We start from the raw sequence: 25,634 nt of genomic DNA, 5'->3' as shown, positions 1-25,634 counted from the left end.
CCCTTCACCCGTGCGGAGCCCTCACTATGCGCCAGTCACCCGCGCCCGGCAACGGGCTGCCGGATGTGCGAAAGTTTCGTGCCCGCGGAGCCCTCGACCAGCCAGCAGGCGGCGGTGAAGCGGACCTCTGCGCCCTGAACAAAGGGGGCGAACGCGGCGCGGACCGTGTCGATGACGCGGGCGCGGGTCTGCTCGTCGACCCCGCCGAGGGCCAGACCGACCGGGCCGAGTCGGGTGAGGTAGTGGAGCAACTCGCTCTCGGGCAGGGCACAGGCCACGTCGATGGGCCGGATGTCGATGCCGGCCCAGCCGCTCTCCTCCAGGATGCGGCGGACGCGGTCAGGGTCCGCGAAGGCGAACTGACCCGGCTCGTCCGGGCGGCGGACGGGCAGGTCGGGCAGCAGCGGTGCCGCGGCGCGTTCGGCCGTTGTCATGAACGGGTTCTCCGCAGCGCCGCGCCAGGCGATGAACCGCAGCAGGGCCTCGTCCGTCGCGGCACGCCGCAGGTTCGCGAACGCCCGCACGGAGTCCTTGAAGAACATGACGCCGAAGCGTGAGATGACGGCGTCGAAGGCGCCGGGTTCGAAGGCGTGGTCCTGTGCGTCGCCGACGACGAAGGACGCCGGTGTGCCCTCCTCTTCGGCGCGCGCCCGGGCGGCCGCGATCACCGGTTCGGAGATGTCGACGCCCACGCTGCGGCCCGCCGGACCGAGCCGGCGCGCGACGGCCAGTGTGATGCCGCCGGTCCCGCAGCCGACATCGAGCACACGGCCCGCGTGTTTGGCCGCCACGGCATCGACGAGCAGGTCCTCGAAGGGCTTGAACATCTCGTCCAGCACCGCCTGCAGCTCGACCCAGGCGTTGCCGCCGGGCCCCTTCCAACGGGCCGCCTGATCGTCATCGCTCCCGCGCGTGACCTCCATGATCGCCTCCTCGGCTTGCCTTCGTCCGGTCGAGATGACACCGTGCCACTTCAAGTCGACTTGAGGTAAAGAGCATGGCAGACCTGGATATCGCCGAGGTGGTGCAGCGCGCCGGAGTTCCCGCCTCCACACTGCGGTTCTACGAGGAAAAGGGGCTGATCGCCGCGAGCGGACGGCGGGGTCTGCGCCGTCAGTACGACCCCGCCGTGCTGGAGCGCCTGGCGCTGATCGCGATGGGGCGCACCGCCGGTTTCTCCCTCGACGAGATCGCGCGCATGTTCGCGCCGGACGGTCGGCCGCGCATCGACCGGCAGGTGCTGGCGGCCAAGGCGGAGGAGCTGGACCGCACGATCCGTGAACTCGGCGTCCTGCGCGACTCCCTGCGGCACGCCGCCGCCTGCCCCGCGCCGAGCCACATGGAATGCCCGACCTTCCGCCGCCTCCTCGGGGCGGCTGCCTCCGGCGCTGTCGCCGTACCGAGGAAGCGGGCTCCGCGGTCACCGCAGGAGCGCTGACGGAGCCTGCGGGTCTAAAGCGGCGTCAGGCCGATCGGGCGTCGTAGTCGTGCCGGGACCGCTCGACCTTTTCGAGGTTGTCGGCGGACCATTCGGCGAGATGCGCGAAGAGCGGGGCAAGGCTGCGGCCGAGTTCGCTGATCTCGTACTCCACGCGGGGCGGGACCTCCGGGTGGTACGTGCGCACGACGAGACCGTCGCGTTCCAGCTGCCTCAGTCGCTGGGTCAGGACCTTGGGTGTGATCCTCGCGATGCGCCGTTCCAGCTCGACGAACCGCTGCCGGCCGTGCGTGTGCAGGCTCCACAGGATCGGTGTGGTCCACCGGCTGAACACGACGTCCACGACCGGACCGATCGGACAGGCGACCTCCGGATCGGTCCCGGCCGTTGCCGCCCGCATGCCCTCGACCGTCATGCGCATCCCTCCGGGATAGCCACTTTCCCCTAGGTACCTACTATACCGGCGGTGTTAGCGTCCTGGAGGCGCCCGGAGGACAGTCTCCGAGGCCGTTCACGCCCGCTCGGGCATTCACAACACACCTCATCAACAGGGGAGTTGACCGTGATCGTAGTGACGGGGGCGACTGGCAACGTCGGCCGATCGCTCGTGCAGACCCTCGCAGCCGGCGGTGCGCAGGTGACCGCCACCTCCCGAGCCGTCTCGGCCGCAGACGCGCCGCACGGAGTCCGCCACCGGCAGGCGGACCTGACCCAACCGGAGAGCCTCCGGCCGGTGTTCGACGGCGCCGAAGCGCTGTTCCTGCAGAACGGTGGCCCCAGCGCCCACCTGCTCAGCCCGCGGGACATCCTCGACGTCGCCAAGTCCGGCGGCATCGAGCGAGTCGTGCTGCTGTCCTGCCAAGGCGTCACGACCCGGCCGGAGTCGGCCTCGCACGGCGGTGTCGCACGCGCCATCGAGGACGCCGTCCGGCAGTCGGGTCTGGACTGGACGATCCTGCGGCCCGGCGGCTTCAACTCCAACACCTACGCCTGGGCCGAGTCGGTCCGCGCACGACGAGCGATCGCCGCCCCGTTCGCCGACATCGGCCTGCCCACCATCGACCCCGACGACATCGCCGAGGTCGCCGCCGCGGCCCTCCGCGAGGACCACCACGCCGGACGGACCTACGAGTTGACCGGGCCCGCCCTCACCACGCCCCGGCAGCAGGCCGAGGCGATCGGCGACGCGCTCGGCGAACCGGTCCGCTTCGTGGAGCAGACCCGCGACGAGGCCCGCGCACAGATGCTGCGGTTCCTGCCCGAGCCCGTGGTCGACACGACGCTCGACATCCTCGGCGAGCCCACACCCGCGGAGCAGCGCATCAGCCCCGACGTCGAGCAGATCCTCCGCCGCGCGCCCCGTACGTTCGCCGACTGGGCACAGAGGCATGTCGCCGCGTTCCGATGAACCCTCGCACCTGCCCAAGGCCCGGGCGGGCTCCGCCGGCTGATCCCCGGCGAAGCCCGCTCGGTGACGGCGGCGCGGACTCAGGCAGTCTGCAGCGTCAGCCCGTACCGGTTGAGGATCTCGTTGACCGGCTGGTACCAGGTCTCGCCTCCGGAGCTGCAGTTGCCCCAGCCGCCGGAGGTGACGCCCTGCGCCTGGTCGCCGCTGATGAAGGAGCCGCCGGAGTCGCCGGGCTCGGCGCAGACGCTCGTCTTCGTCAGCTCATGGACGGCGCCCTGGCTGTAGTTGACCGTCTCGTTCTTGGCCAGGACGGTGCCGCAGTGCCAGTGCGAGGTGGAGCCGGAGCGGCAGATGGAGGCACCGACGGGGGCTTCGGCCGAACCGCGCACGAGCTGGTCGGAGACGGTGCCCCAGCCGAGCACCACCGGCACGGTCCACCAGCCGCTGCCCACGTTCACCCAGGCGTAGTCGTTGTCCGGGAACGACGAGCCCTGGAAGTCGCCGACATAGGAGCCGTCCCAGCCGTACACCGCACCCGTGTGCTGGTCGCAGTGCCCGGCGGTGACGAAGCCGCCGTACACCGAGAAACCTATGGAGCAGCGGACGTTGCCGGTGTAGTAAGGGTCGCCGCCCACGGTGCCGGCGGCGAAGGTCTGCGGGGCGTCGGAGGTCTGCCGCACCGTGACCGGGCCGGCCTGGCGGGCTCGGGCCAGGAAGGCCCGGACATCGTTGTCACGACGGTGTGCGGCGACGACGTTCACGACGACCTTGCCGGCCTTGGCGTCGACGTACCAACTCCCGACGCCTGCGGGCGCGGAGAGGGCGTCAATGCGTGCCTTCGCCGCGTCCAGCTGCCGCGCGCTGTGCGGCACGAGGCGTACGGCCGCGCCGGTCGCGCGCACGGCGTCGGTGTTCGCGCCACGGGTGACGGCGACGGTCAGCCTGCCGCTTGCGGCGTCGAACCAGGAGCCGCCGTACGACGACCCGGCGGCACGCTTGGCCTTCCGTTCCACGGCCGCCGCCGTCTTCTCGGCGGCCAGGCGTGCTTCGGCCTGAGCCTTCGTCAGGCCCAGGTCGTGCTGCATGGCGGAGAGGAGGGAGGCGGAGGCCGGCGGTTCGGTCGTGTGTGAGGGGGTGTCGGCGGCGGAGGCCGGTACGGCGCTCGCGGTGGCCCAGCTGCCGAGCAGGAGGAGTGCGGACAGTGCGGTGCGCATGGCTGTTGTGCGTCTCAAGGGAGTGGCCCCTTCGTTGTTCCAGCAGGGTGGGGGTGGAACAGCAGAGTGTTGAGAGCGCTCTCACTTCATGCGCGGCAGAGCCTAGCGGGGGATCCAGGGGAGGTCCATACCAATCTCGGACGGGATGGGCATGGGGATGGCCTCGGCCATGTCGGGCGGGTTTGTTCGCGCGGACACCCGTGACTGCACGGGGGGTTGTCCTGACATTGGCCCGCACCTAAGGTCACCTTCGGGTGCAAGCGCTTTCTGCAACCAGGTCATGCACGGCAACCACCCCCCCACACCGGGCCCCGAGGAGTGCGCATGAGCATTCGCGTCAGTCACGCCTACGGCGACCACATCGCGGTCGCGGCGCCGGACGGCACCGAGATCCTCCGCTACGTCTACCGTCCCGACCCCGATGCCTTCGAGGCGCGCAAGCCCTATGCCCACCCGGTGCGCACCCTCGCCGGACGCACCGTGACCGGCTACCGCCCCAGCGACCATCGCTGGCACAAGGGTGTGCAGATGACGGCGAGTCATCTGTCCGGGCAGAACTTCTGGGGCGGCAACTGCTATGTCCACGGGCGGGGTTATCTGCCGCTGCCCGACCGGGTCGGCTCGATGCGGCACGACGGCTTCCCCGAGTTCACGGTCGAGGAGGACCGGCTCGCCTTCACCGAGGCTCTCACCTGGGTGGAGAACGGCGGCGCGGAGTGGGCGCGCGAGGAGCGCGGTCTCACCGTCCACTCGGTCGACGAGGAGGCAGGTGCCTGGGCCCTGGACTGGTCGATCCACCTCACCAACCTCCGTGACGAACCCCTGGCCTTCGGCTCGCCCACCACCGAGGGCCGTGAGATGGCCGGTTACACCGGACTGCAGTGGCGCGGCCCCCGCGACTTCACCGGCGGCACCGCCTTCGGACCCGACCTCGACGGGGGAGTGGGCACGGACGCGAGCAAGCTGATGGGCACCCAGGGCCCCTGGCTGGCCTTCACCACCGAGCACGACGACGTCGACGCGCACTCCACGCTCGTGTTCGCCCACGCGCCCGAGAACCTCGACGAGCAGTCCGCGATCCACGACTCGCACTGGTTCGTGCGCTCGGAACCGATCCCCACGGTCGCGTTCTCCTGGGCGTTCTTCGAGGAGTTCGAGCTGCCGCCCGGCGAGTCCTTCGCCTATCGCTATCGGCTCGTCATCGCCGACGGCGCCTGGGACCGCGACCGCGTCGCCGGCCACCTGGAGGGTCTGGCGTGGTGACCGTCCGGCCCTGAGAGCAAGCAGCTGTGAGGAAAGAGGTGACCTCGGCATGCCCGGACACAGGACAAAGGGGTTCTGCGCGGCGGCCACCGCACTCGTGCTCAGTGCGGTGCTGGCCGGCTGCGGGGGATCCGGGGAGTCGGCCGGCGGCGGCAAGGTCGTGCTGCGCTACACATGGTGGGGCAACCCCGACCGCGCGGCACGCACCGAGCAGGCCGTCGCCCTGTTCGAGAAACAGCATCCGAACGTGCGGGTGCGGACGTCGTTCTCCGGCTACGACGCCTACAAGCAGAAGCTCGCCATCCAGGCCACGGGCGGCGACGCCCCCGATGTGATGCAGCTCGACTACCGCCAGATCGACCAGTACGCCTCCGGACATGTCCTGCTCGACCTCGGCAAGGTCAAGGACGTCCTGCGCACGGCCGAGATCGACCCGGGTCTGCTGGCCACCGGCAGGGCGAACGGCAGCCAGTACGCCATCCCGCAGGGCCGCGGCACCGAGACCGTCGTCTATGACGCCGCGGCCTGGAAGGCGTCCGGGCTGACCCTCCCGCGCAAGGGCTGGACCTGGAGCCAATGGGCCGACGACATGCGGGCGTTGGCCAAGAAGACCGGTAAGCCGGGCGCCACCGACCCGGGCCAGAGCGAGGACGCCTTCGAGGTGTGGCTGCGCGGTCAGGGCAAAGCTCTCTACACCAAGGCCGGTGGCCTCGGTTTCACCGCCGACGACCTCGCCCGCTGGTGGACCTTCACCGACGGGCTCCGCCGGGAGGGCGCGGTCTCCCCGGCCGAACAGACCACCCAGCTCGACGGCTCCGTGGAGAACACCCCGCTCGGCCGCGGCAAGGCCACCGCCGACTTCAACTGGGACGCCCCGTCCAGCGGTTACCTCGCGCTCGTCAAGGGCGGCGTCGCGCTCGCGCCGATGCCGTCGGGGGAAGACGGCACGCCTGGCCAGTACTTCAAGCCGTCCATGTTCCTCGGCATAGGAGCCCACACCGGCCACCGCAAGGAGGCCGCCGCACTCGTCGACTTCCTCCTCAACGACCGGCAGGCGGCGAAGATCCTCGGCGCGACCCGCGGCATCCCCGTCAACGAGACCATCCGCGAGCAGACGGCCTCACAGCTCAAGGACTTCGACAAGACGGTCGCCGACTACCAGGCGTCTCTGGAAGGCACGTTGAAGGATCCGCCGCAGGCCCCGCCCTCCGGCGACAACGCCCTGCAGACCACCTTCCAGCGCGACTACGACCAGGTGTCGTACGAGCGCATGTCGCCGCGCCGGGCGGCCGAGAACTATGTCACCGAGGCGAAGGCGGAGCTGAGGTCATGACCACCACCGACATCCCCGCACCCACCGCGCGCCCGCCCCGGCCCGTGCCCGCCGCGGGGCGCCGCCCCAAGCGCGAACGCGATGGCGCCGCCTGGGTGTTCCTGTCCCCGTGGGTGCTCGGCGCGAGTGTCCTGACGCTGCTGCCGATGGCCGTGTCGCTGTATCTCTCCTTCACCGACTACGACCTGTTCAACCCGCCGCGCTGGGTGGGCCTGCGCAACTACACGCAGATGTTCACCGAGGACCCACGGTACTGGCGGTCGGTGGTGACGACCCTGACGTACGTCGTGATCGCGGTGCCCCTGCAACTGGCGCTCGCCCTCGTGGTCGCGCTCGCCCTCAAGACCATGAGGCGCGGCAAGGGCTTCTACCGCTCCGCCTTCTACGCTCCCTCGCTGCTCGGCGCGTCCATGTCCATCGCTCTGGTCTGGCGCGCGGTCTTCAACGACGGCGGCACCGTGGACAACCTCTTCGGCACCGGCGGCTGGGTCAACAAACCCGGCTGGGCGCTGGTGGCCGTAGCGCTGCTGACGGTGTGGCAGTTCGGCGCGCCGATGGTCATCTTCCTCGCCGGGCTGCAGCAGATCCCGGCCGAGCTGTACGAGGCAGCTGCCGTCGACGGGGCAGGAAAATGGCGGCAGTTCCTGTCCGTCACCGTGCCGATGCTGTCCCCGGTACTGTTCTTCAACCTGGTGCTGCAGACCATCCAGGCGTTCCAGGTGTTCACGCCCGCCTTCGCGGTCAGCGGCGGCAAGGGCGGTCCCGCGGACTCGACTCTCGTCTACACCCTGTATCTCTACGACCGCGGCTTCGTCGCCTCCCACATGGGCTACGCCTCCGCCATGGCCTGGGTGCTGCTGCTCGTCATCGGCGCCGTCACCGCGGTGCTGTTCCGCACCTCGCGCTCCTGGGTCTTCTACGCCTCCGAGGGGGACCGATGACCACAACTGCCGTAGCCCGCAAGCCTGTTCGCTGGGGCCGGATCGCCGTGCACCTCGGCTGTCTGGCCGCACTGCTGGTCATGCTCTACCCGCTGGCCTGGCTGCTCGCCACGTCCCTGAAACCGGCGGACGAGGTCATCGCGAGCCTCAACCTCCTGCCCGGCCATCTGGAGTGGTCGAACTACAGGACCGCCCTGGACGGCGTGAACGACGTGTCCGTCTGGCGGCTGCTCGGCAACTCGCTGCTGATCGCGGGCGGCGCGGTCCTCGGCAACGTCATCAGCTGCTCGCTCGCGGCCTACGCCTTCGCGCGGCTGCGCTTCCGCTTCCGCGGCCCGATGTTCGCGTTCATGATCGCGACGATCATGCTGCCGCACCATGCGGTGCTGATCCCGCAGTACATCATCTTCAACAAGATCGGCATGGTGAACACCTACTGGCCGCTGATCCTGCCGAAGTTCCTCGCCACCGAGGCGTTCTTCGTCTTTCTGATCGTGCAGTTCATGCGCGGCCTGCCGAGGGAGCTGGAGGAGGCTGCGCGCATCGACGGCTGCGGCCCGTTCCGCAGCTTCTTCCAGGTGATCCTGCCGCTCACCCGCCCCGCGCTGATCACCACGGCGATCTTCACGTTCATCTGGACGTGGAACGACTTCTTCACCCAGCTGATCTACCTCTTCGACCCGGACAAGTTCACGCTCACGCTCGCGCTGCGGTCGTTCGTGGACGCCTCCAGCCAGTCGGCGTTCGGCCCGATGTTCGCGATGTCGGTGATCGCGCTGCTGCCGATCGTGCTGTTCTTCCTCGCCTTCCAGCGGTTCCTGGTGGAGGGCATGGCCAGCTCCGGACTGAAGGGGTGAGCGGGATGGGCGATGCGCGTACGCGGGAGCCGGGCGAGGTCTTCGGGCCGCGCATGACCCTGTTCGCCGACATGCTGAGCGTCGGCCTTGCCACGGCTGCGGCCTGTCTGCCGCTGCTGACCGCCCCGGCCGCGCTGTCGACGGCCTGCGCGGTGCTGAGGGGCGCGCGGGAGGACCGGCCCGTCACCGCCGGCCGCTACTTCGCCCTGCTGCTGCGGCGCCTGCGGGCGGGCGACCTGATCGCAGGGGCCGCCGCCCTGGCCGGTGCGCTGCTGTTCGCCGCGGACCTGGCGCTGGCGCGGGCAGGACTGCCGGGGGCACCGCCGTTCGCGGTGACCGCCGCCGCGATCGGCGCCTGCGCCACCGTGGTCGCCCTCAGGGCCTGCGCCCGCCCCGAGTCCCTGGACGACTGGCCGACCGCCGTGCGGAAGGCCGCCCGGGACGCGGTACGGGACGCGGGCGGCAGCGGTCTGGTGCTGCTCGCAGTGGCGACGGCTGTTGTGTGCGCGTGGGTGCTGGTGCCGCTGGCGCTTCTGGCGCCGGGGCCGCTGGCACTGGCGGTCACCGCCGTCGATGTGCGGTGGGCGGCCGCCTGTTCCTGATCGCGGATGTGGAGCGGGACGAGCCGGGCGCGCTCGCGCCACCAACCGCTCCCGAAACACCCCCGTGACCGGCCGCATGCGCCACACGATCGGGAACCGACCGCACGCGACGCGGCCACGGAGCGCAGGTCTGGCCGGCCGGCGGGCACCCACAGGCCGCGGCCATCCGACAGCTCACGACGAGAGCTGCCACCAACCCGGCACAGCCTCAGGACCAGCGGCACGCGCCACAGGCTCGGGAACCGGCCGCACGTGACCCCGCCACGGAGCGCAGGCCCACCGGCAGGCACGCACAGGCCGCAGCCATCCAACGGCTCAGCGGAAGTTCACGCCATCGATGGCTCCCGGGACAGCCCCCGAGGTGGGAGGTGGGAGCGTGGTGGGTGACGGCCGGCGCTCACGTCTCACACGCGTCCGGCCCGCCTGCCTCGGCCGTTACTGCTGTGGACGCATCGCGTGCGCCTCGGGGCGGCGCTGGGCGGGGATCGCCGCTGCCGGGCGGGTGATGCCGGACAGGTCGCGGGCGGTCATGCTGTTGCGGTCGGTCACCGAGCGGCCGAGGGCGTGGTGCGGCCACAGTCCTGCGGCCACCCGGCGGCTGCGCTCGGTCCATTCGCGGGCCGCGGCGCTGCCGGCCTTGTAGTGGTTCACGGCGTACCCGCCCGAGTGGATCCGCAGCAGACAGAAGCCGCCCGGATAGTCCTTGACCGCGCTGACCTCCTGCATCGTGACGTGCGGGGCCTGCGGGAGCACGGTGCGTTTGTTGCGGTGGGTGTGGCCCGCGTGGTGGAGGAAGACGCCCGGTGCGCTTGCGTAGGCGTCGAGGATGGAGCGGGCCTGACGGCGGCCGAGGCGCTGCCCGCCGGTCACCGGGAAGACGGAGTCCCGCACGGCCAGCGGATGGTGTCCGAACACCACCGTGGGCTGGTCACTGTTCTCCCTCAACCGGGCCCGGAACCACGCCAGTTGCTCGGCGCCGAGGCCACCCGAGTCGGCGCCGTTGCCGTCCTTCTCGTAGGTGTCGAGTCCGACGATCCGCAGCCCGCCGAGGTCGCGCGCGAAATACGCGGGCCCGTCGCCGCCGAGGAACCCGTCCCGGAAGGAGTCCCCGCAACCGCCGTCACAGGAGCGGCAGTTGCCGTGCCCGGGCCTGTCGTGGTTTCCGCGTACGACGAAATAGTCCTGACCGTGGGTGCCGAAACCGTCCAGGATCTGCTTGGCCTCGGCCAGGTCCCGCGCCGCCCCGCCGGCCGAGATGTCCCCGGCGGCCAGCAGCACGTCCGCTCCACGCCGGCGGGCCTCCTCGACCACGGCCCGGCTCATGATCTCGGGGTACGGCGCGCGGCCGAGTTCCTGAGTGATCCCGCGCATCAGGGGCATACCGGTGACCAGGCCGGCGGTGGTCTCGCCCAGGTGCAGGTCGTTGCAGAGCGCGATCGACAGCAGGTGCCGCCCCGGCGGCGGCTGCGGCGTGGTGAAGGAGTACGGGCCTCCGGCCGAGCCGAGCCCGTGGCGGTTGGTGCCGACGGCGTTGCCGCGCACGAGATGCAGCGGTGTCGGCGTCGCGGCCACGCCCCGTGAGCGGGCCTGGTAGTAGTACGTCTGCCCGGGTTCCAGGTCCGTGAGCTCCACGTAGTGGTGCGCCACCGGACCGTCCTCCGACGCGACACGGGTGAGGCGGCCGGGATGGGTGCCGTAGAGGACCTCGCTCTCCGTGACCGCGGGGAGCATGTGGCCGAAGCCGTCGTCGGTGCCGGGCACCCCGGTGTACCAGGTGATGACGGCGCGGTCCTCGGCCAGGGTGACCAGTTCCAGATGGACGGCGGCCAGGCCGTCGCGGTGGCTGTGCCTGCTCCTGCCCGCGGGGCCGCGCAGGGCATCGGCGGCGGTCCGCAGCAGGGCGGGGGTGAGGAGGGCGCCGGAACGCAGGATCTGACAGGGGTCGGGCAGGGCCGAGAGAGCGGCGAGGGGAGCGGACAGGCAACAGCGCATGCCCCAGTGTGCGCGCCCGCGGTGAACGGCGGCAGTGATGTGGATGCCGGGGCAGGGGCCGTAGGGCGACAAATCCCAGGTCGGCCCGCCTGCGACCGATCCGGGTGAGAATGCTCACCTCATGATGATCAGCGCGGTTCACCCCGATATGTACCGAAGTGCCACCGGTTGCCCTCGGGGTCGCGGGCGGCGAAGTCGCGGGAGCCGTAGTCGGTGACGTGCAGATCCATGGTGATCTCGGCGCCGGCGGCCTTGGCCCGGGCATGGACGGCGTCCGGGTCGGCGGTGACGACGTAGGCGCTGAAGGCGCCGGGCGGTGTCGGACCGGTGCCGGGCTCCTGATCCTCGCGCACGGACCCCAGCATGACGCCGCCGCCCTCGGGCCAGCTGAGCTGGGCGTGCTGGACCAGGTCGCCCTCTGCGTGGACCACGGTCTCCTCGAAGCCGAAGGCCTCCACGAGGAAACGGATCAGCGCGCGGGCGTCGTGGGCGCGCAGAGTGGGCCAGACCTGCGGGGCGGGCGGCTGCTTGGCGTTGTCGGGCGTACTGGTCGTCATGGTGATGCGCCTCCGTTTCGCGGGAACCGGGAGCCTGCCGGGGGTGCCCGGCCGCTCTCATCAGGGTCACGCGGGCGGATGGTGCCCGGATTGGATGTTTCGGAACTCCTGAGCCAGCCAGGCGCTCGGTGTGCAGCCCGCCAGGGCGGCGAACTCGCGGTCGAGATGGGACTGGTCCGCATAGCCGCAGTCGGCGGCCAGACCCGCGAGGTCGGGCACGCCCGGGCGGGCCGCCAGGCGGCGTCGGGCCAGGTCGAAGCGGATGACCCGGGCGGCCGCCTTGGGGGTGAGCCCGATGTCGGCGCGGAAGCGGTTGCGCAGGTGCCGCTCGCTGAAGCCGGTGTCGGCGGCCAGCTTGTCGATGCGCAGGCCACCTCCGGCGGACAGCAGCCGCTGCCAGGCCTCTGCCACCGGGGAGGTGAGCGTCCCCATGCCGTCGTGCCGGGACATGCGGTGCAGCAGCCAGTCGTCGACGACGGCGAACCGGGCGGCCCAGTCCGGAGCCTCCCGCACCCTGTCGTGGACCTCGCGCACGCCCGCGCCCAGCACGTCGTCGGCGTGCACGTCGGTCCCGGCCAGCTCTCCCGCGGGCAGCCCCAGCACGACGCGGGCGCCGAGCGGGCTGATGGCGATCTGGATGCCGGACTGCCGCCCGGGGATGTCGATCAGCGCGGGCGTCAGGTGCAGGCCGCCCAGCAGGGTGGGGTAGTCGCCGGGGGCGGCGCCCGGATCGGGATGGGCGGCCATGCTGAGCGGCTCGTCCAGGGTGATGATCAGGGTCAGCCACGGGGAGGGCAGCCCCCGGTGCCGGCCGTGCGGGATGCCGCGCTGACGGTAGCCGGAGTACCAGCCGACCAGCCCGCGCAGCGACCGCGCAGGCACCGCCCGCACGGCCTCGTCCACCAGCTCACCCATGCGGTCATTGTCCTGCGCCCGGCATGGACGCCGCTACGGAAGGCCCCACGCCGCACCGGGCTCGCTCACGGCCACGGGAGCGATGACGAGATCGGGCCGTTCGCCGGTGTACAGCAGGACCTCGCGGCCCTTGGGGAGGTCGACGGCGAGGGTGCCGTCGGAGGCGGTGCGGGTGTGCGCCGGGCGGCCGTCGTCGAGGACGGCGGTCAGCCGGCCCTCAGGCAGCCCGTGGCGCAGTTCCAGCGGCTCGCCCGCCAGGCTGCGCACGCGCACGAAGCGGGTGACCCCCTTGGTGCGGACCGCGCTGACCAGGAAGGCGCCCTGGGTGCGGAAGTCGTGCAGAGTCACGTCCGGCCAGGAGGACGGGACGGCGGGGAAGACCCGTACCACTCCGCCCCAGCTCTGGCAGAGCATGTCGTGCAGGGACTGCGAGGCCGACAGCGGTGTCTCGATGACCGGACCGGCCTCGGTGTAGTGGGTGTTGGCCCGGCACGGATAGCGGGTGGTGGGGTCGAAGAACTTCTTCAGATACGTCAGCGCCGTGTCGCCGCGGCCCATCATCGCGTACATCGACGCGGCGCCCGTGTAGCTGTAGCCGCGGTGCGCACCGGTCAGCGCGTGCCAGCGCACCACCGTCTTCTCGATCAGCTCCCGCTGGTCGGGCTGGTCCCAGTTCACGAGGTAGAGCGGATACACCATCAGCAGATGCGAGTAGTGGCGGTGGGACTGGGCGTACGGGGTCTCCGCGCCGATCATGAAGCCGTTCTCGTCGACCGGATACGGGGTCAGTCTGGCGAGTATTTCCTGCCAGCGCTCCTTCAGCGGGTCGTCGATCCCGAGCCGTGCGGTGGCGTCCAGAAGCGTGGCGCAGCCCCAACGGATCAGCGCCAGGTCGTAGTTGGTGTCCCGGGGTGGGACCACCGGGTACTCCGGCGAGAGTGTCGAGGGCAGGTGGAGCCTGCCGTCGTCGCCGGGCTGGAGGAAGTGCCAGTAGTAGTTGACGGTGCGGCGCAGCAGCGGGTGGATCGTGTCGCGCAGCAGGGCCTCGTCCATGGTGTGCCGGTAGCTCAGCCACGCGTTGTGCAGCGCCCAGGTCAGGTCGCCCACTTCGGCGCCGGTGCCGGGCGTGCCGACGCTGCGGTTCGCGAACATGTCGGAGCTGCGACCGACGCCGGCGCTGTCCGGGCGATAGGCGGAGGGCACATTGGCGGTCAGCTGCTCCTGGCTCTGCCTCAACGTGCTGACGAGGGAGTCGAGTTCGAGGTGGTTGGAGCCGTGGATGAGCCAGTACTCGAGCTGGACGTTGAGGTTCCACCACACGGCGGGCCAGGGCGTCGGTTCCAGCCACGGCCCGGAGGTGGCCATCACGGGGCCGCCCGCGCGGCTCGCCGACGCGACCTTGTACAGCTGGATCCAGTGGAAGCTCTGCAGCCGCTGGTCGGGGATCGAGACGAAGCTCTTGCGGTAGAAGGCGTGCCACCAACGGGTGTGCTGCGAGCGGAGTTCGCCGTACGAGCCGGCGCGCTGGATCTTCTTCAGGGAGACCTCTCCGGCCCGGGTGCCGGAGGGATGGCTGTGGGCCACACTGAGCAGGAGGGTGTCGCCCGAGCGGCGATGGGCCGTCGCGGTCTGACCGCCGCCGACCAGCGGCTGCAGGACCTGTTCCACGTCGCCGGTGGTCCGTGTGGTCCAGGGCGGGTTGGCGACGTATCCGGTCGGCGGCGCCTCCTGGATCTTCCGGGGGCTGATGGCCTCCTCGGGGTGGAAGGTCCAGCGGACCTGCTCCTCGCCGGCGGCCGTCACTCGTGCGGCGAGGATCCCGTCGTGGATGAGCGCGGAGAGCGTCAGGGTGCCCTTGTCGGTGGTGACCGTGCCGGTGAGCTCGGCGTCCCACAGGCTCAGTCGCCAGTCGACGGAGGCGATGGTGCCGGCCGGATCGAGGGTGAGGTGCCCCACGGGCAGCCGGGCGGTACCCCAGCCGCTGCCGAACTCGGGGCGGTGGTCCTGCACTTCGCCGTGCTGCACGGTGAAACGGATGCTGTTGGCGTCCGGTTCCCGGTACACCATGCTGCCCAGGCGCCCGTCGCCGAGGAACGGGCCCTCGTACCAGAGTGTGGGCAGCCGGTGCCACACCAGATCCTGCCCCCGCAGGAAGCCGGCCCACGCGTCGTCGGAGTCCATCCGGTTGCGAAGCCGCCAGCGGCCGACGGGCGCGGAGGCCTCCGGGGGAGCGGTGGCCGCAGCGGCGACGCCGGGTAAGGCGGCGGCCGTCGTGGCGCCGAGGGCTGAGCCGAGCACGGTTCGTCTAGAGGTCATTGCGGGGTGCCTCCACGATGCGACGGACAGTTCCTGACGGTTCGATTCATCGGATCTATATCCCGGCGAAGCGTAGGACTGGCGCACAGTAGGCGTCAACGACCTCGACCTGTCAGAGATTGATCCGATGTACGGGTATCAGTTCGCAGGGTCTGCAATGCCGATGAAGTGCCCGGCCACCGGTCGGATGCGGACCGACCAGCCCAGCGCGGTGAGGTCGCTCGTGAGCGTCCGGGCGTCGTGGAAGACCTTCACGATGCGGTACTCGCTGCCGTCGTCGAGCCGTCGCACCGCCGCCGGGACCGGGTGATCGGCGACGACGTCCTCCGCCGCGGCCCCGGCAGGCCCGTCGTCGATGAAGATCACTCTGCCGCCCGGGCCGAGCGATTGGGCGACGGTGTTCCAGAAGCGGGGCAGGCGCGCGGGCGGGACATGCGAGAGCCAGAAGGCGAAGAACACGATGTCGTAGCGCCGCGGCGGCTGCCACGCGAACAGGTCGGCCTGGACGAACTCGACGTTGGCGGCCGCAGTGCGCGCACGAGCGAGCGCCAGCACCTCGGCCGCCGCATCGACGGCGGTCACCGACTGCGCCCGCGCGGCGAGCAGCCGGGTCCACTGGCCTGTTCCGCAGGCCGGCTCCAGCACGTCCCCGGCTATCGGGAGATCGTCGACGGCGGTGAGCAGCGCCTGCAGTTCTGCGTGCTCGGCGTAAGGCCGGTCGTACTCGGCCCCGCCCGCCCGGTAGTAGGCCAACTGCTCGGCCAGCAGTGCGTCGTCATCCATACCGGCATGGTCGGCCCTGCCCCTTGGGCAGGGTCAAGGCCGACCGGATGTGTGGCGCACCGGTCAGGCGCCGACGTACTCCGCGAGGTGCTCGCCGGTGAGGGTGGAGCGGGCCGCCACCAGGTCGGCCGGGGTGCCCTCGAAGACGATGCGGCCGCCGTCGTGGCCGGCGCCGGGGCCGAGGTCGATGATCCAGTCGGCGTGCGCCATGACCGCCTGGTGGTGCTCGATGACGATCACGGACTTGCCCGAGTCCACCAACCGGTCCAGCAGACCGAGGAGTTGTTCGACGTCGGCGAGATGGAGGCCGGTGGTCGGCTCGTCGAGGACGTAGACGCCGCCCTTCTCGCCCATGTGCGTGGCCAGCTTCAGGCGCTGGCGCTCACCGCCGGAGAGCGTGGTGAGCGGCTGCCCCAGGGTGAGATAGCCGAGCCCGACATCCGCGAGACGCTCCAGGACCTTGTGCGCGGCCGGGGTGCGGGCCTCGCCCTCGGCGAAGAACTCCAGGGCCTCGGAGACCGGCATCGCGAGCACCTCGGAGATGTCCCGGCCGCCGAGCCGGTACTCCAGCACCGAGGCGTCGAACCGCTTGCCCTCGCAGTCCTCGCAGGTGCTGGCGACCCCGGCCATCATGCCCAGGTCGGTGTAGATGACGCCCGCCCCGTTGCACGTCGGGCAGGCACCCTCGGAGTTGGCGCTGAACAGCGCGGGCTTGACGCCGTTGGCCTTGGCGAACGCCTTGCGGATCGGTTCGAGGAGACCGGTGTACGTCGCCGGGTTGCTGCGCCGCGAACCCCGGATCGGGCTCTGGTCGACCGAGACGACCCCGAGCTCCTCGGGGATCGACCCGTGCACGAGCGAGCTCTTGCCGGACCCCGCGACACCGGTGATCACGGCGAGCACACCGAGCGGGATGTCCACGTCGACGTCCCGCAGGTTGTTCGCCCTGGCGCCGCGGATCTCCAGGGTGCCGGTGGACTCGCGCACCCCGTCCTTGAGCTTCGCGCGGTCGTCGAGATGGCGCCCGGTGACGGTGTCGCTGCCGCGCAGCCCGTCGAGCGGGCCCTCATAGCAGACGGTGCCGCCCGCCGTGCCGGCGCCGGGGCCGAGGTCGACCACGTGGTCCGCGATCGCGATGACCTCCGGCTTGTGCTCCACGACGAGCACCGTGTTGCCCTTGTCCCGCAGCCGCAGCAGCAGCCCGTTCATCCGCTGGATGTCGTGCGGGTGCAGGCCCGCGGTCGGCTCGTCGAAGACGTAGGTGACGTCGGTGAGGGAGGAGCCGAGGTGGCGGATCATCTTCACGCGCTGCGCCTCACCGCCGGAGAGCGTGCCGGCGGGCCGGTTCAGCGAGAGGTAGCCGAGACCGATCTCGACGAACGAGTCGAGGGTCTGCTGCAGCGAGCTGAGCAGCGGCGCAACCGACGGCTCCGCGAGCTCGCGCACCCAGTCGGCCAGATCCCTGATCTCCATCGCGCAGGCGTCCGCGATCGAGATCTTCTCGATCTTCGAGGAGCGGGCGTGCTCGGCGAGCCGGGTGCCCTCGCACTCGGGACAGACGGTGAAGGTGACCGCACGCTCCACGAAGGCCCGCACGTGCGGCTGCATCGCCTCCTTGTCCTTGGAGAGCATCGACTTCTGGATGCGCGGGATCAGCCCCTCGTAGGTCATGTTGATGCCCGCGATCTTCATCCGGGTCGGCTCCCGGTGCAGCAGGTCGTGCAGTTCCTTCTTGGTGAACCTGCTGATCGGCTTGTCCGGGTCGAAGAAGCCGGACTCCGCGTACAGCCGGGAGTTCCAGCCGCCGCCGGTGTAGCCGGGGATGGTGAACGCACCCTCGTTGATCGACTTGCTGTCGTCGTAGAGCTGGGTCAGGTCCAGGTCGGAGACCGAGCCGCGGCCCTCGCAGCGCGGGCACATGCCGCCCACCTTGTTGAAGGTGACCTTCTGCTTGGCGCCGCCGCCCACCGAGATGGCACCGGCCGCGGAGACCGAGGGCACGTTGAAGGCGAACGCCCCGGGCGGTCCGACGTAGGGCTTGCCGAGCCGGCTGAACAGGATCCGCAGCATCGCGTTGGCGTCGGTGGCGGTGCCGACCGTGGAACGCGGGTCGGCACCCATCCGCTGCTGGTCGACGGAGATCGCAGTGGTCAGCCCGTCCAGTACGTCGACCTCGGGCCGCGACAGGCTGGGCATGAAGCCCTGTACGAAGGCGCTGTAGGTCTCGTTGATCAGGCGCTGCGACTCGGCGGCGATCGTGTCGAAGACCAGCGAGCTCTTGCCCGAGCCGGAGACACCCGTGAAGACCGTCAGACGGCGCTTCGGGATCTCGATGCTGACGTCCTTGAGGTTGTTCTCGCGCGCGCCGTGCACGCGGATCATGTCGTGGCTGTCGGCGGCATGCAGCGCGGGCGACTGCGCGTTCGTCCTCTTCGCCGTGGTCATCGTCTCTCCATGGGTCGGTCCGGGCGGGCGCGGGAGTCGTCGTTCTGCCGTCACGTTAGCCGCGGCTCACGAGCGGGCGCTTCTCGATTCCTGATCGGTTCCTGCGCCGGGCGAGCAGCAGGACGCACGCGAGCGCGCCGAGCGCCACGGTGGCGAGCCCCGAGCCGCCGAGCGTCGCGCGGGGGCCCAGCGCCGTGGTGAGCGGTCCGCCGAGGGCCGTGCCGAGCGGCGAGGCGGTGAGCAGCACCGCGCTGCGGGCCGCGAGCATCGCCGCCAGGTGCTGCGGGGGCGCCTTCGCCTGCATCAGGGTCACCGACAGCGCCACGAACGGGCCGTAGATCGCACCGCCGAGCATGAAGCACACAACGGTGACGGCCGTCGGCGCACCGGCCCCGAACGGCACCAGCACGAGCCCCCAGGCCGTCACGATGCCGACCGTCACGGGCCACAGCGGCAGGCGGCGCAGTGCGCCGACCACCAGCGAGCCGAGCACCGCGCCGAAGCCGAACAGCATCCAGTACAGGCCGAGCAGGGTGCCGGGTGCGTGCAGGTCCTCGGTCACGTGCAGCGGCAGAGCGACCTCGACCGGGCCGTAGAGGAAGTTGAAGAACCAGGTGAGCGCCAGCAGCCCGAGCAGCTCGGGACGGGACCGCAGCAGCGCGAGCCCGCCGCGGGCGGCCGTCCCGTCGATGGGGGAGACCTGCCCCGACTCCGGCAGCCGGGTGCGTACGACGAGGACGGCGAGGAACACATAGGTGAGCGCGTCCAGGCCCAGTACGAGCGCGGAGTTCGCGTACGTCACCAGTACACCGGCGAGGGCGGGCCCGGCGATCGTGGCGGCGAAGTCGAGCGAGCCGACGAGGGTGTTCGCGGCGAGCCGCTGCTCGTCCGGCAGCAGTTCCGCGAGCAGGGTGTACTTGCCCGCGCTGCCCCAGGCGTGCAGCAGCGAAGAGACCGCGAGCAGCACGACATACAGCGACGGCGACAGCAGCCCGGCGAACCAGGCGAGCGGTACGGCGCCGAGGAACACACCGCGCACCACGCTGTCGGCGATCAGCAGCCGCCTGGCCGGTACCCGGCGCAGCCGGCGGCCGAGCAGGAGCGCGCCGATCACGCCCGGCAGGGTGTACGCGGCGACCGCGCCGCCGACCCACAGCCCCGCACCGGACTGCGGCGCGAGCTCGATGGCGAGCCACGCCACCGCGACGAAGCTCATGCCGTCCCCGAGGCAGGAGACCGCGAAGCCGAGGACCAGCCGCCGAAACAGCCGGTGGGCGAGGACCGTCCGGTACGGGGAGGGAACGAGGCGTCGGATCACCTCGGCCACGCTAGGTGTGACCGAGGCGGCGGCGCTTCTCAATTCCTGATCGCTCTGCACGGGTGTCTGGTGTACGGACGCCGCCCCCCCCGCGAGGACGCGCCGTACACATCCCGCCCGCGACCCGACTGGTACGCGGTGCGCCCGCTGGGTGGTCGGCGCGCAGCCGAAGACGCTGGAACGCTTCCGCCCCAGGCTCGGCGGGGCCATCGGGCAGCTGGGCGGGGTGGGACCGACGCCGCAGCCGGGTTCGTCGTGTCGCCGGTTTCCGGGTCCTCCAGGGACTGTCCGGCGGATCAGCCTGACCTCCAGCCGCGTTGTCGTCGGTTGCCGACGCTCCGCGTCGACTCCCTCCTGCGCTGTCCAGCTGTGCGCATCAGCGCCAGCTCAGGGCGGCCGAGACGCGCCGCACCTTATAGCCGACCTGACCCGCCGGACAGGCCCTGGCCGGGGAGGGACGCCCTCAGGAGGGACGGCGTCCCGAACCGGACCGAGACGCCCGGCGAGTAGAGCACGCTGACCGGCGCCTCCGTCATCCGGGGCAGTCCGGCCGCCGTGATCAACTCGTCGTCCAGGTCGAGCAGTTCGGCCCGGTGCAGCGGCCAGGGCGCGTGCTCGTTCGGCAGGTGCACCGTGCGGCCGTGCCACGGGACGTGCATGCCCCAGCGGGCGGTGAGGAACAGCTCCAGCGGTGTGGGCCGCGCTATGGGTGCGCCGGGGCGCACCACGACCCGGCTTTTCGGGCCGCGGCCCGCGGACCGTCCGCGACGGCAGGTGTACGTGAGCCTGTCGCTCGCGCGGTGCAGCCGCATCGCCGACCACACATAGGGCAGCCGCACGCCCAGCCGCCCCACCAGCACGGGCAGCAGCCGGGTCGCGTCGAGCGAGCGGAACACGACACCGCGGCGGCCCTGCTCGTCCACCGAGTACAGCCGTACGTTCGTCTCGCAGAACGTTCCGAGATACGGCAGACCCGGCCCTGGGCCGAGGCCCACGCCGCGCATCAGGAACGGGACAAGGCCGACGTAGGTGACCCCGTCGAGGGTGTCCGGCCGGGTCCCGGCGGGCAGCAGGGCGGCCACCCGCTCCGGCTCCACCGGCCAGTGCAGGAAGGTCAGTTCATGCCAGCCCTGCACCAGCGTCGGCCTGCGCACGGGTCGCGGGGTCGACGGGGTGATCGGTTCGATCTCCATGGCCAGCCTTGTAACACGCGGGCAGCGGCCCGGTTGCTCGAACGGGCCCGGGTCAGCCGGCGTTGTGCCCAACGGCACAGTCATCGGCGCCGGTCCGGCGGGGCCGCGGTGCTGTGCCTGACCACCAGGCTGGTCGGGACGAGATCGGTGCCGGGCTTTGAGTCGCCGCGGGTGCGGATCTGCTGGAGGGCGTCCTGCACGCAGCGGCGGCCGACCTCCGCGAAGTCCTGGTGGACGGTGGTCAGGGGCGGGACGAAGAAGGCGGCGTCGGGGATGTCGTCGAAGCCGACGACGCTGATGTCCGCGGGCACCCTCAGGCCGCGCTCGTGGAAGGCGCGCAGCAGCCCCAGCGCCATCTGGTCGTTGGAGGCGAACACGGCGGTGCAGTCCGGCTGTTCGGCGAGTGCGAGGCCGGCCGTGTAGCCGGACTCGGCGGACCAGTCGCCGTGCAGGGGCGGCGGCACCGGGCGTCCGGCCTCCTCAAGGACCGTGCGCCAGGCCTGAGTTCGGCGCTGACCGGCGAAGGACGTCTCCGGTCCCGTCACGTGCCAGACGGTGCGGTGGCCCAGATCGAGCAGGTGGCTGACGGCCTTGCGGGTGCCGTCGGCCTGGTCGGTGTCGACCACGCTGTAGCGGTCGCCGGCGTCGGAGTCCACGACGACGACGTGGACGCCGGGCGGCAGCTGGACCGTGCCGGTGTCCAGCAGATGGATCTCCATGATGACGATCACGGCGTCGACGGCCAGCTCTCCCATGCGCGTGAAGGCGCCCAGCACGTTGTCCTGGGTGGGGACGTCGATGGGGATCAGAGTGATCGCGTAGCCCTCGGCCGCGGCGCGCGTGGCGATCGCCTCCACCGTGCGGCTGTTGCCCGTCGAGGACAGGCTGAAGAGGATCACGCCGATGGTGTTGAACTGGCCGTAGCGCAGGGCGCGCGCCGCGCTGTTGGGCCGGTAGCCCAGATCCCGCATCGCCGAGAGCACCTGCTCCCGGGTCGAACTGATCACCCCGGGATAGCCGTTGGAGACACGCGAGACCGTCTGGGAGGACACGCCCGCGAGCTTGGCGACATCGGCCATGGAGACCCGCTGCTTGCGGCGTCCGCCCGGAACGCCGGTGCTGCCCCGTTCCACCACTGGTGCCTCCCTCGGGTGCCCGACCTGTTGCGCGACGCACCGGATGTTACGCGTGAGGAGCCTTGACGGCCGCTGAGGCGGATGCCACGATTCCGGCGCCGCCGAGTTTACGTAAACATCCGTTGGGACGACAGCGCATGTTTACGTAAACATGCGGGCGCCGAGCCGCCACCTTCCGAAAGGCCACGTCGATGCGCAAGACCCCCACGAACCGCCTCGCTCCCCGGCTGCGTGCCGCCTGCGCGGCGGTCGCGATCGCCGCGGTCGGCGGCGCGACCCTCACCGGCGGCACCGCCTCCGCCGCGCCGAAGACGGACACCACCCAGTTCAAGGGCGTCAACTGGGCCGACCCCCGCGACAACTACGCCGACGACCCGGTCGTCCTGTCCGGCCTGTCGCTCTCCGACACCTACGCCCAGACCTACACCAAGGCGAGCCGGGTGATCTCCGCCTTCCGCGCCAACCTCGGCGCCAACACCGTCCGGCTGCCCATCAACCCGTACACCGTCAACGGCTCCTACTGGAAGTCGTACCGCGGTGTGATCGACGCGGCGACGGCCAAGGGCTTCAAGGTGATCCTGTCGTACTGGGAGGGCACGGGCGCGCAGAAGGACGGCTTCATCGACGACGAGGCCACCTACTGGCCGATGTGGAACACCGTCGTCAAGGCCTACAAGGGCAACTCGAAGGTCTACTTCGAGCCGATGAACGAGCCGCACGGCTACACCGACACCCAGTGGGCCGACATCGCCGCCAAGTGGCTCGCGACCTACGGGTCGGTCCCGCGGGGCCGCGTCTTCGTCAGCGGCGCCGGCTACAACGACCACGTCACCTCGGTCTGCGCCGACCCGCGGCTGAAGGGCACCTACCTGTCGCTGCACCACTACGGCTTCTGGAAGTCGTACGCCACCTACGACCAGTGGAAGGCCGACCTCAAGGAGCGCATCGGCGACTGCGCGAGCCGTACGGTCATCGACGAGTTCGGCGCCCCCATGACCACGGGCCTGAACTACGACAAGCCGGCGCCCGACGACAACTACGTCAACTTCATCCAGGCCGAGACGGACACCGCCCGCGAGCTGAAGATGGGCTCGGTGTACTGGCCGGGCCTGCGCACCGACGACATCTACTCGATGCAGAAGCTCGTCGGCGACGCATCCCGCCCCTGGCTGGAAACCACCAACCAGTCCGGCGCGGACCGTCTCGCCTGGGCCTGGGGACGCGGCCGGCCCGTCCAGCCCTGATCCTCGCACCAGCCGCCGGACGGTCCCGGAGCCACTGGGCCCGGGGCCGTCCGGCACCCCGCCGAACGTCACGGCTACGGCTTGATGCCCACCCCGGTCCAGAGGCTGACCTCGGCGTCCGTGGCGTCGGGCTCGCCGTCCGGGCGCCAGCGGTGGCCGACCGCGATGCCGGGATCCAGCAGCTCCAGTCCGCTGAAGAACTTGGCGACGTCGTCCTTCGAGCGGAACTGCACCGGCGTTCCCGCAGTGGTGTAGATGTCGGTGACCTTCTGCCAGGTGGCCGGGTCGAAGTCGGGCGTGCAGTGGCTCAATGCCAGCGCGCTGCCCGAGGGGAGGACGGCCAGCAGACGGTCCACGATGCCGTACGGGTCCTGCGCGTCCGTCACGAAGTGCATCAGGGCGTTGAGGGACAGGGCCACGGGCTGGTTCAGGTCCAGGACCTCGGCCAGGGCGGGGGAGTCCAGCAGCGCCGCCGGGTCGTTGACATCCGCCTCGATGTACGTGGTGCGGCCCTGGGCTGTGCTGCGCATCAGGCGCTCGGCGTACTTGAGGACGAGCGGGTCGTTGTCCGCGTAGACCACCCTCGCCTCGGGGACCACGGACTGGGCCACCTGGTGCAGGTTCGGCTCGGTGGGGATGCCGGTACCGATGTCCAGCCACTGGCGGATGCCGTGCTCCTGGGCGAGCACACGGGTGGCGCGATGCATGAACGCCCGGTTCTCACGGGCGCACACGAAGATGGCCGGGTAGGCCGAGGCGACGGTCTCCGCGGCCAGCTTGTCGACTTCGAAGTGGTCCTTGCCGCCGAGGTAGTAGTCGTACATCCGGGCGGAGTGGGGCCTGCTGGTGTCGATGTCCCGAGCGGCGTGCGAGCTGGTCATGCTGTCCCTTTCGGTGGGGTGCGTGGGGGGTACAGGGCCGCCAGATGATCGGCGAGACCTCGTTTGACTCCCGCGACGAACGCGGCGATCTCCTCGGGGGTGTAGATCAGCGCGGGGCCGGCGGGGTCGGTCGACTGCCGCAGGGCCACCCGGCCGTCGGCGAGCTGTTTCGTCTGCACGCACTGGCCGCCGTTGGGGCCGCTCCACGGAGACTCCCAGCCCTGTTCACCGAGGTCCGACGCCGGCATGCCGTTGTAGACGCCGCGGACAACGCTGTCGGCGCCGGTCATGAGTACTCCTTTCGCATGCGGTTCAGGAGCGCCCTGCTGTCCGTGTCCGAGGTCAGCAGGGACATGCGGTTGTGTGCCTCGAGATGGGCCGCCACGTCCGAGCGCTGGTCCAGATACATGGCACCGGAGAGGATCTCGCTGTAGACGATGTCGGGCAGCTCCGGCTCCTTGAACCGGAAGTAGGTGAAGGGGGCGCACGCGCCGACGTGGGCACCCGCGGAGAACGGCACGACGTCGACGCTGACGTGCTCCAGCTCCGAGACCTCCAGGAGCCGGTCGATCTGCTCCCGCATCACCTCGGGGCCGCCCACCACCCGGTGCAGCACCGTCTCTTCGAGCACCACCCACAGCGTGGGCGCATCGGGTCCCTCCAGCAGGCACTGGCGGCGCAGCCGCAGATCCACCCGCCGCTCCAGGTCCTCCTCGCTGCCGCCCGGGAAGCCGCCGCGCAGCACCTCGCGCGCGTAGTCGTGGGTCTGCAGCAGGCCCGTCACATAGTGCGGCTCGTAGGTGCGCAGCGTCGTAGCTCCGGCCTCCAGGCTCACGTAGCCGCTGAACCAGCTCGGCAGCACATCGCGGTACACGTGCCACCAGCCGGGCTCGTTGGCCCGCTCGGCGAGGTCGACGAACTCGTCGATCTCCTGCCGGTCGGCCCCGTACGTCTCGAGCAGCTTGTCCACGTAGAGAGGCTTGAGACCGACCTCCGCCTTCTCCAGGCGGCGGATGGTCAAGGACGTCACCCGCAGGGCCCTGGCCGCGTCGTCCAGCGTCAGACCCGCATCCTGGCGCCGCTCCTGCAGCCGCCGGCCGAGGATCATACGGAGAACGGTGGGTGCGCTGGGGCCGCTGCCCGCGCCCGACCGACCTTCGTTCACCACGCCCTACCTCCTGAGTGACCGTCATCGCCGGGCTGCCGAGGGCGACTTGACGAAGCGGACGGACAGATACCGGCTCCATGAAATTATCAGGCAGCTGGTTGCAGCTTGAACTGCCCTGTGAGCATAGTTATTTGTGTGAATCGTCTCGACGATCACTGCGCGCCCCGCTCCCCACGGAAGGCAACTGCGTGTCCCCCCACACGACTTCCTCCCCGCAGCTGTTAGACGCCCCGAACCAGGAGCGCACCCACTGGCTCGAACTGCCGCCCCACCGCTCCAGCATCAAGGTCGCCCGCCGCTCCATCGGGGCGCGGCTGAGCGCCTGGCGTCTGCCGGGCGACCTGTGCGCGGACGCCGTCCTGCTCGTGTCCGAACTGGCCACCAACGCCGTCCGGCACACACTCAGTGCCCGGATCCTGTGCGGCATCGGGCTCATCACCGAACAGTGCCTGCGCCTCGAGGTGCACGACCACGACCGCACGGACCGCGGCCTGCCCCGGTGCGAGCCGTGCCCCGACGACGAGAGCGGCCGCGGGCTGCTCATCGTGGAGGAGATCGCGGACAACTGGGGAGTCGACCGCTCCAGGCTCACCGGCGGCAATGCCGTGTGGGCGCACCTGACGGCCTGAG

At 70.8% G+C, this 25,634-nt stretch carries 24 protein-coding genes; 9 read left to right on the top strand and 15 right to left on the bottom strand.

Annotated elements, in window-relative coordinates:
* Positions 1-35: 35 nt before the first annotated feature.
* On the bottom strand, positions 36-923 hold the full coding sequence (locus ACWDAG_RS11050; RefSeq protein WP_450695295.1) for a class I SAM-dependent methyltransferase: 888 nt from the start codon (positions 921-923) through the stop codon (positions 36-38).
* A 74-nt stretch (positions 924-997) separates the two neighbouring features.
* Between ACWDAG_RS11050 and ACWDAG_RS11045 the strand changes: the two genes are divergently transcribed.
* A complete protein-coding gene (locus ACWDAG_RS11045) occupies positions 998-1,438 on the top strand; it encodes a helix-turn-helix domain-containing protein (RefSeq protein WP_450695294.1) in 441 nt (146 codons plus the stop codon).
* A gap of 25 nt (positions 1,439-1,463) precedes the next feature.
* On the opposite strand, the gene ACWDAG_RS11040 is transcribed toward ACWDAG_RS11045, so the two are convergent.
* Positions 1,464-1,853 carry a winged helix-turn-helix transcriptional regulator gene (locus ACWDAG_RS11040; protein ID WP_450695569.1) on the bottom strand — a complete coding sequence of 130 codons (390 nt, stop codon included), beginning with the start codon at positions 1,851-1,853 and terminating at the stop codon, positions 1,464-1,466.
* A gap of 147 nt (positions 1,854-2,000) precedes the next feature.
* Here ACWDAG_RS11040 and ACWDAG_RS11035 point away from each other — a divergent pair, with 147 nt between their 5' ends.
* A complete protein-coding gene (locus tag ACWDAG_RS11035) occupies positions 2,001-2,846 on the top strand; it encodes an NAD(P)H-binding protein (protein ID WP_450695293.1) in 846 nt (281 codons plus the stop codon).
* A gap of 80 nt (positions 2,847-2,926) precedes the next feature.
* On the opposite strand, the gene ACWDAG_RS11030 is transcribed toward ACWDAG_RS11035, so the two are convergent.
* Positions 2,927-4,060, bottom strand: coding sequence for a S1 family peptidase (locus ACWDAG_RS11030; RefSeq protein ID WP_450695568.1), 1,134 nt, complete (start codon positions 4,058-4,060; stop codon positions 2,927-2,929).
* Between the two features lie 324 nt (positions 4,061-4,384).
* Here ACWDAG_RS11030 and ACWDAG_RS11025 point away from each other — a divergent pair, with 324 nt between their 5' ends.
* The 5 genes from ACWDAG_RS11025 to ACWDAG_RS11005 are packed head-to-tail and all read left to right on the top strand — an operon-like array spanning position 4,385 to position 9,056.
* Positions 4,385-5,323 carry a DUF6807 domain-containing protein gene (locus tag ACWDAG_RS11025; protein WP_450695292.1) on the top strand — a complete coding sequence of 313 codons (939 nt, stop codon included), beginning with the start codon at positions 4,385-4,387 and terminating at the stop codon, positions 5,321-5,323.
* Positions 5,324-5,372: 49 nt separating this feature from the next.
* Complete coding sequence (locus ACWDAG_RS11020; protein WP_450695291.1) at positions 5,373-6,656, top strand: ABC transporter substrate-binding protein; 1,284 nt, start codon at positions 5,373-5,375, stop codon at positions 6,654-6,656.
* Entirely contained in the window at positions 6,653-7,597 is a 945-nt protein-coding gene (locus ACWDAG_RS11015) for a carbohydrate ABC transporter permease (protein ID WP_450695290.1), read from the top strand. Before ACWDAG_RS11020 ends, ACWDAG_RS11015 begins: the two co-directional genes overlap by 4 nt.
* On the top strand, positions 7,594-8,454 hold the full coding sequence (locus ACWDAG_RS11010; protein WP_450695289.1) for a carbohydrate ABC transporter permease: 861 nt from the start codon (positions 7,594-7,596) through the stop codon (positions 8,452-8,454). The genes ACWDAG_RS11015 and ACWDAG_RS11010 overlap by 4 nt, the downstream gene beginning before the upstream one ends.
* A 5-nt stretch (positions 8,455-8,459) precedes the next feature.
* Positions 8,460-9,056 carry a hypothetical protein gene (locus ACWDAG_RS11005; protein ID WP_450695288.1) on the top strand — a complete coding sequence of 199 codons (597 nt, stop codon included), beginning with the start codon at positions 8,460-8,462 and terminating at the stop codon, positions 9,054-9,056.
* Positions 9,057-9,491: 435 nt separating this feature from the next.
* Here the strand turns inward: ACWDAG_RS11005 and ACWDAG_RS11000 are convergent, their stop codons facing one another.
* The 9 genes from ACWDAG_RS11000 to ACWDAG_RS10960 form a co-directional block, all read right to left on the bottom strand.
* Positions 9,492-11,048 carry a metallophosphoesterase gene (locus ACWDAG_RS11000; RefSeq protein ID WP_450695287.1) on the bottom strand — a complete coding sequence of 519 codons (1,557 nt, stop codon included), beginning with the start codon at positions 11,046-11,048 and terminating at the stop codon, positions 9,492-9,494.
* Positions 11,049-11,176: 128 nt separating this feature from the next.
* Complete coding sequence (locus tag ACWDAG_RS10995; protein ID WP_450695286.1) at positions 11,177-11,605, bottom strand: VOC family protein; 429 nt, start codon at positions 11,603-11,605, stop codon at positions 11,177-11,179.
* Between the two features lie 66 nt (positions 11,606-11,671).
* Positions 11,672-12,520: a helix-turn-helix domain-containing protein gene (locus ACWDAG_RS10990; RefSeq protein WP_450695285.1), complete on the bottom strand. Its 849-nt coding sequence runs from the start codon at positions 12,518-12,520 to the stop codon at positions 11,672-11,674.
* A gap of 33 nt (positions 12,521-12,553) precedes the next feature.
* On the bottom strand, positions 12,554-14,836 hold the full coding sequence (locus ACWDAG_RS10985) for a glycosyl hydrolase family 95 catalytic domain-containing protein (protein WP_450695284.1): 2,283 nt from the start codon (positions 14,834-14,836) through the stop codon (positions 12,554-12,556).
* Positions 14,837-14,974: 138 nt separating this feature from the next.
* Positions 14,975-15,619 (bottom strand): class I SAM-dependent methyltransferase, encoded by a 645-nt coding sequence (locus tag ACWDAG_RS10980; protein WP_450695283.1) that lies wholly within the window; start codon positions 15,617-15,619, stop codon positions 14,975-14,977.
* A 63-nt stretch (positions 15,620-15,682) separates the two neighbouring features.
* Positions 15,683-18,064 (bottom strand): ATP-binding cassette domain-containing protein, encoded by a 2,382-nt coding sequence (locus ACWDAG_RS10975; protein WP_450695282.1) that lies wholly within the window; start codon positions 18,062-18,064, stop codon positions 15,683-15,685.
* A gap of 55 nt (positions 18,065-18,119) precedes the next feature.
* Complete coding sequence (locus ACWDAG_RS10970; RefSeq protein ID WP_450695281.1) at positions 18,120-19,382, bottom strand: MFS transporter; 1,263 nt, start codon at positions 19,380-19,382, stop codon at positions 18,120-18,122.
* A gap of 413 nt (positions 19,383-19,795) precedes the next feature.
* Positions 19,796-20,575, bottom strand: a complete 780-nt coding sequence (locus ACWDAG_RS10965) for a YqjF family protein (RefSeq protein WP_450695280.1) — start codon at positions 20,573-20,575, stop codon at positions 19,796-19,798.
* Positions 20,576-20,655: 80 nt separating this feature from the next.
* Complete coding sequence (locus ACWDAG_RS10960; protein WP_450695279.1) at positions 20,656-21,711, bottom strand: LacI family DNA-binding transcriptional regulator; 1,056 nt, start codon at positions 21,709-21,711, stop codon at positions 20,656-20,658.
* A gap of 191 nt (positions 21,712-21,902) precedes the next feature.
* Here ACWDAG_RS10960 and ACWDAG_RS10955 point away from each other — a divergent pair, with 191 nt between their 5' ends.
* A complete protein-coding gene (locus ACWDAG_RS10955; protein WP_450695278.1) occupies positions 21,903-22,955 on the top strand; it encodes a glycoside hydrolase family 5 protein in 1,053 nt (350 codons plus the stop codon).
* 74 nt (positions 22,956-23,029) lie between these two features.
* On the opposite strand, the gene ACWDAG_RS10950 is transcribed toward ACWDAG_RS10955, so the two are convergent.
* From ACWDAG_RS10950 to ACWDAG_RS10940, 3 genes are read right to left on the bottom strand one after another with little or no spacing between them, the layout of a single operon-like run.
* Entirely contained in the window at positions 23,030-23,836 is an 807-nt protein-coding gene (locus ACWDAG_RS10950) for an SAM-dependent methyltransferase (RefSeq protein ID WP_450695277.1), read from the bottom strand.
* Positions 23,833-24,126: a DUF397 domain-containing protein gene (locus ACWDAG_RS10945; protein ID WP_450695276.1), complete on the bottom strand. Its 294-nt coding sequence runs from the start codon at positions 24,124-24,126 to the stop codon at positions 23,833-23,835. The genes ACWDAG_RS10950 and ACWDAG_RS10945 overlap by 4 nt, the downstream gene beginning before the upstream one ends.
* Positions 24,123-25,001 (bottom strand): helix-turn-helix domain-containing protein, encoded by an 879-nt coding sequence (locus ACWDAG_RS10940; protein ID WP_450695567.1) that lies wholly within the window; start codon positions 24,999-25,001, stop codon positions 24,123-24,125. Before ACWDAG_RS10940 ends, ACWDAG_RS10945 begins: the two co-directional genes overlap by 4 nt.
* A gap of 191 nt (positions 25,002-25,192) precedes the next feature.
* Here ACWDAG_RS10940 and ACWDAG_RS10935 point away from each other — a divergent pair, with 191 nt between their 5' ends.
* Positions 25,193-25,633 carry an ATP-binding protein gene (locus tag ACWDAG_RS10935; RefSeq protein ID WP_450695275.1) on the top strand — a complete coding sequence of 147 codons (441 nt, stop codon included), beginning with the start codon at positions 25,193-25,195 and terminating at the stop codon, positions 25,631-25,633.
* Position 25,634 lies beyond the last annotated feature (1 nt).

The sequence above is a fragment of the Streptomyces sp. NPDC001157 genome (genome assembly GCF_053598255.1).
Note: the sequence above shows the minus strand (reverse complement) of the source record. Positions and strands in the feature narration are given on the sequence as shown.

Excerpts from the sequence above, each read along its gene's own strand:
- ACWDAG_RS11050 (WP_450695295.1), bottom strand. The coding sequence starts at position 923 with ATGGAGGTCACGCGCGGGAGCGATGACGATCAGGCGGCCCGTTGGAAG.
- ACWDAG_RS11045 (WP_450695294.1), top strand. The coding sequence starts at position 998 with ATGGCAGACCTGGATATCGCCGAGGTGGTGCAGCGCGCCGGAGTTCCC.
- ACWDAG_RS11040 (WP_450695569.1), bottom strand. The coding sequence starts at position 1,853 with ATGACGGTCGAGGGCATGCGGGCGGCAACGGCCGGGACCGATCCGGAG.
- ACWDAG_RS11030 (WP_450695568.1), bottom strand. The coding sequence starts at position 4,060 with ATGCGCACCGCACTGTCCGCACTCCTCCTGCTCGGCAGCTGGGCCACC.
- ACWDAG_RS11025 (WP_450695292.1), top strand. The coding sequence starts at position 4,385 with ATGAGCATTCGCGTCAGTCACGCCTACGGCGACCACATCGCGGTCGCG.
- ACWDAG_RS11020 (WP_450695291.1), top strand. The coding sequence starts at position 5,373 with ATGCCCGGACACAGGACAAAGGGGTTCTGCGCGGCGGCCACCGCACTC.
- ACWDAG_RS11015 (WP_450695290.1), top strand. The coding sequence starts at position 6,653 with ATGACCACCACCGACATCCCCGCACCCACCGCGCGCCCGCCCCGGCCC.
- ACWDAG_RS11010 (WP_450695289.1), top strand. The coding sequence starts at position 7,594 with ATGACCACAACTGCCGTAGCCCGCAAGCCTGTTCGCTGGGGCCGGATC.
- ACWDAG_RS11005 (WP_450695288.1), top strand. The coding sequence starts at position 8,460 with ATGGGCGATGCGCGTACGCGGGAGCCGGGCGAGGTCTTCGGGCCGCGC.
- ACWDAG_RS11000 (WP_450695287.1), bottom strand. The coding sequence starts at position 11,048 with ATGCGCTGTTGCCTGTCCGCTCCCCTCGCCGCTCTCTCGGCCCTGCCC.
- ACWDAG_RS10995 (WP_450695286.1), bottom strand. The coding sequence starts at position 11,605 with ATGACGACCAGTACGCCCGACAACGCCAAGCAGCCGCCCGCCCCGCAG.
- ACWDAG_RS10990 (WP_450695285.1), bottom strand. The coding sequence starts at position 12,520 with ATGGGTGAGCTGGTGGACGAGGCCGTGCGGGCGGTGCCTGCGCGGTCG.
- ACWDAG_RS10985 (WP_450695284.1), bottom strand. The coding sequence starts at position 14,836 with ATGACCTCTAGACGAACCGTGCTCGGCTCAGCCCTCGGCGCCACGACG.
- ACWDAG_RS10980 (WP_450695283.1), bottom strand. The coding sequence starts at position 15,619 with ATGGATGACGACGCACTGCTGGCCGAGCAGTTGGCCTACTACCGGGCG.
- ACWDAG_RS10975 (WP_450695282.1), bottom strand. The coding sequence starts at position 18,064 with ATGACCACGGCGAAGAGGACGAACGCGCAGTCGCCCGCGCTGCATGCC.
- ACWDAG_RS10965 (WP_450695280.1), bottom strand. The coding sequence starts at position 20,575 with ATGGAGATCGAACCGATCACCCCGTCGACCCCGCGACCCGTGCGCAGG.
- ACWDAG_RS10955 (WP_450695278.1), top strand. The coding sequence starts at position 21,903 with ATGCGCAAGACCCCCACGAACCGCCTCGCTCCCCGGCTGCGTGCCGCC.
- ACWDAG_RS10950 (WP_450695277.1), bottom strand. The coding sequence starts at position 23,836 with ATGACCAGCTCGCACGCCGCTCGGGACATCGACACCAGCAGGCCCCAC.
- ACWDAG_RS10945 (WP_450695276.1), bottom strand. The coding sequence starts at position 24,126 with ATGACCGGCGCCGACAGCGTTGTCCGCGGCGTCTACAACGGCATGCCG.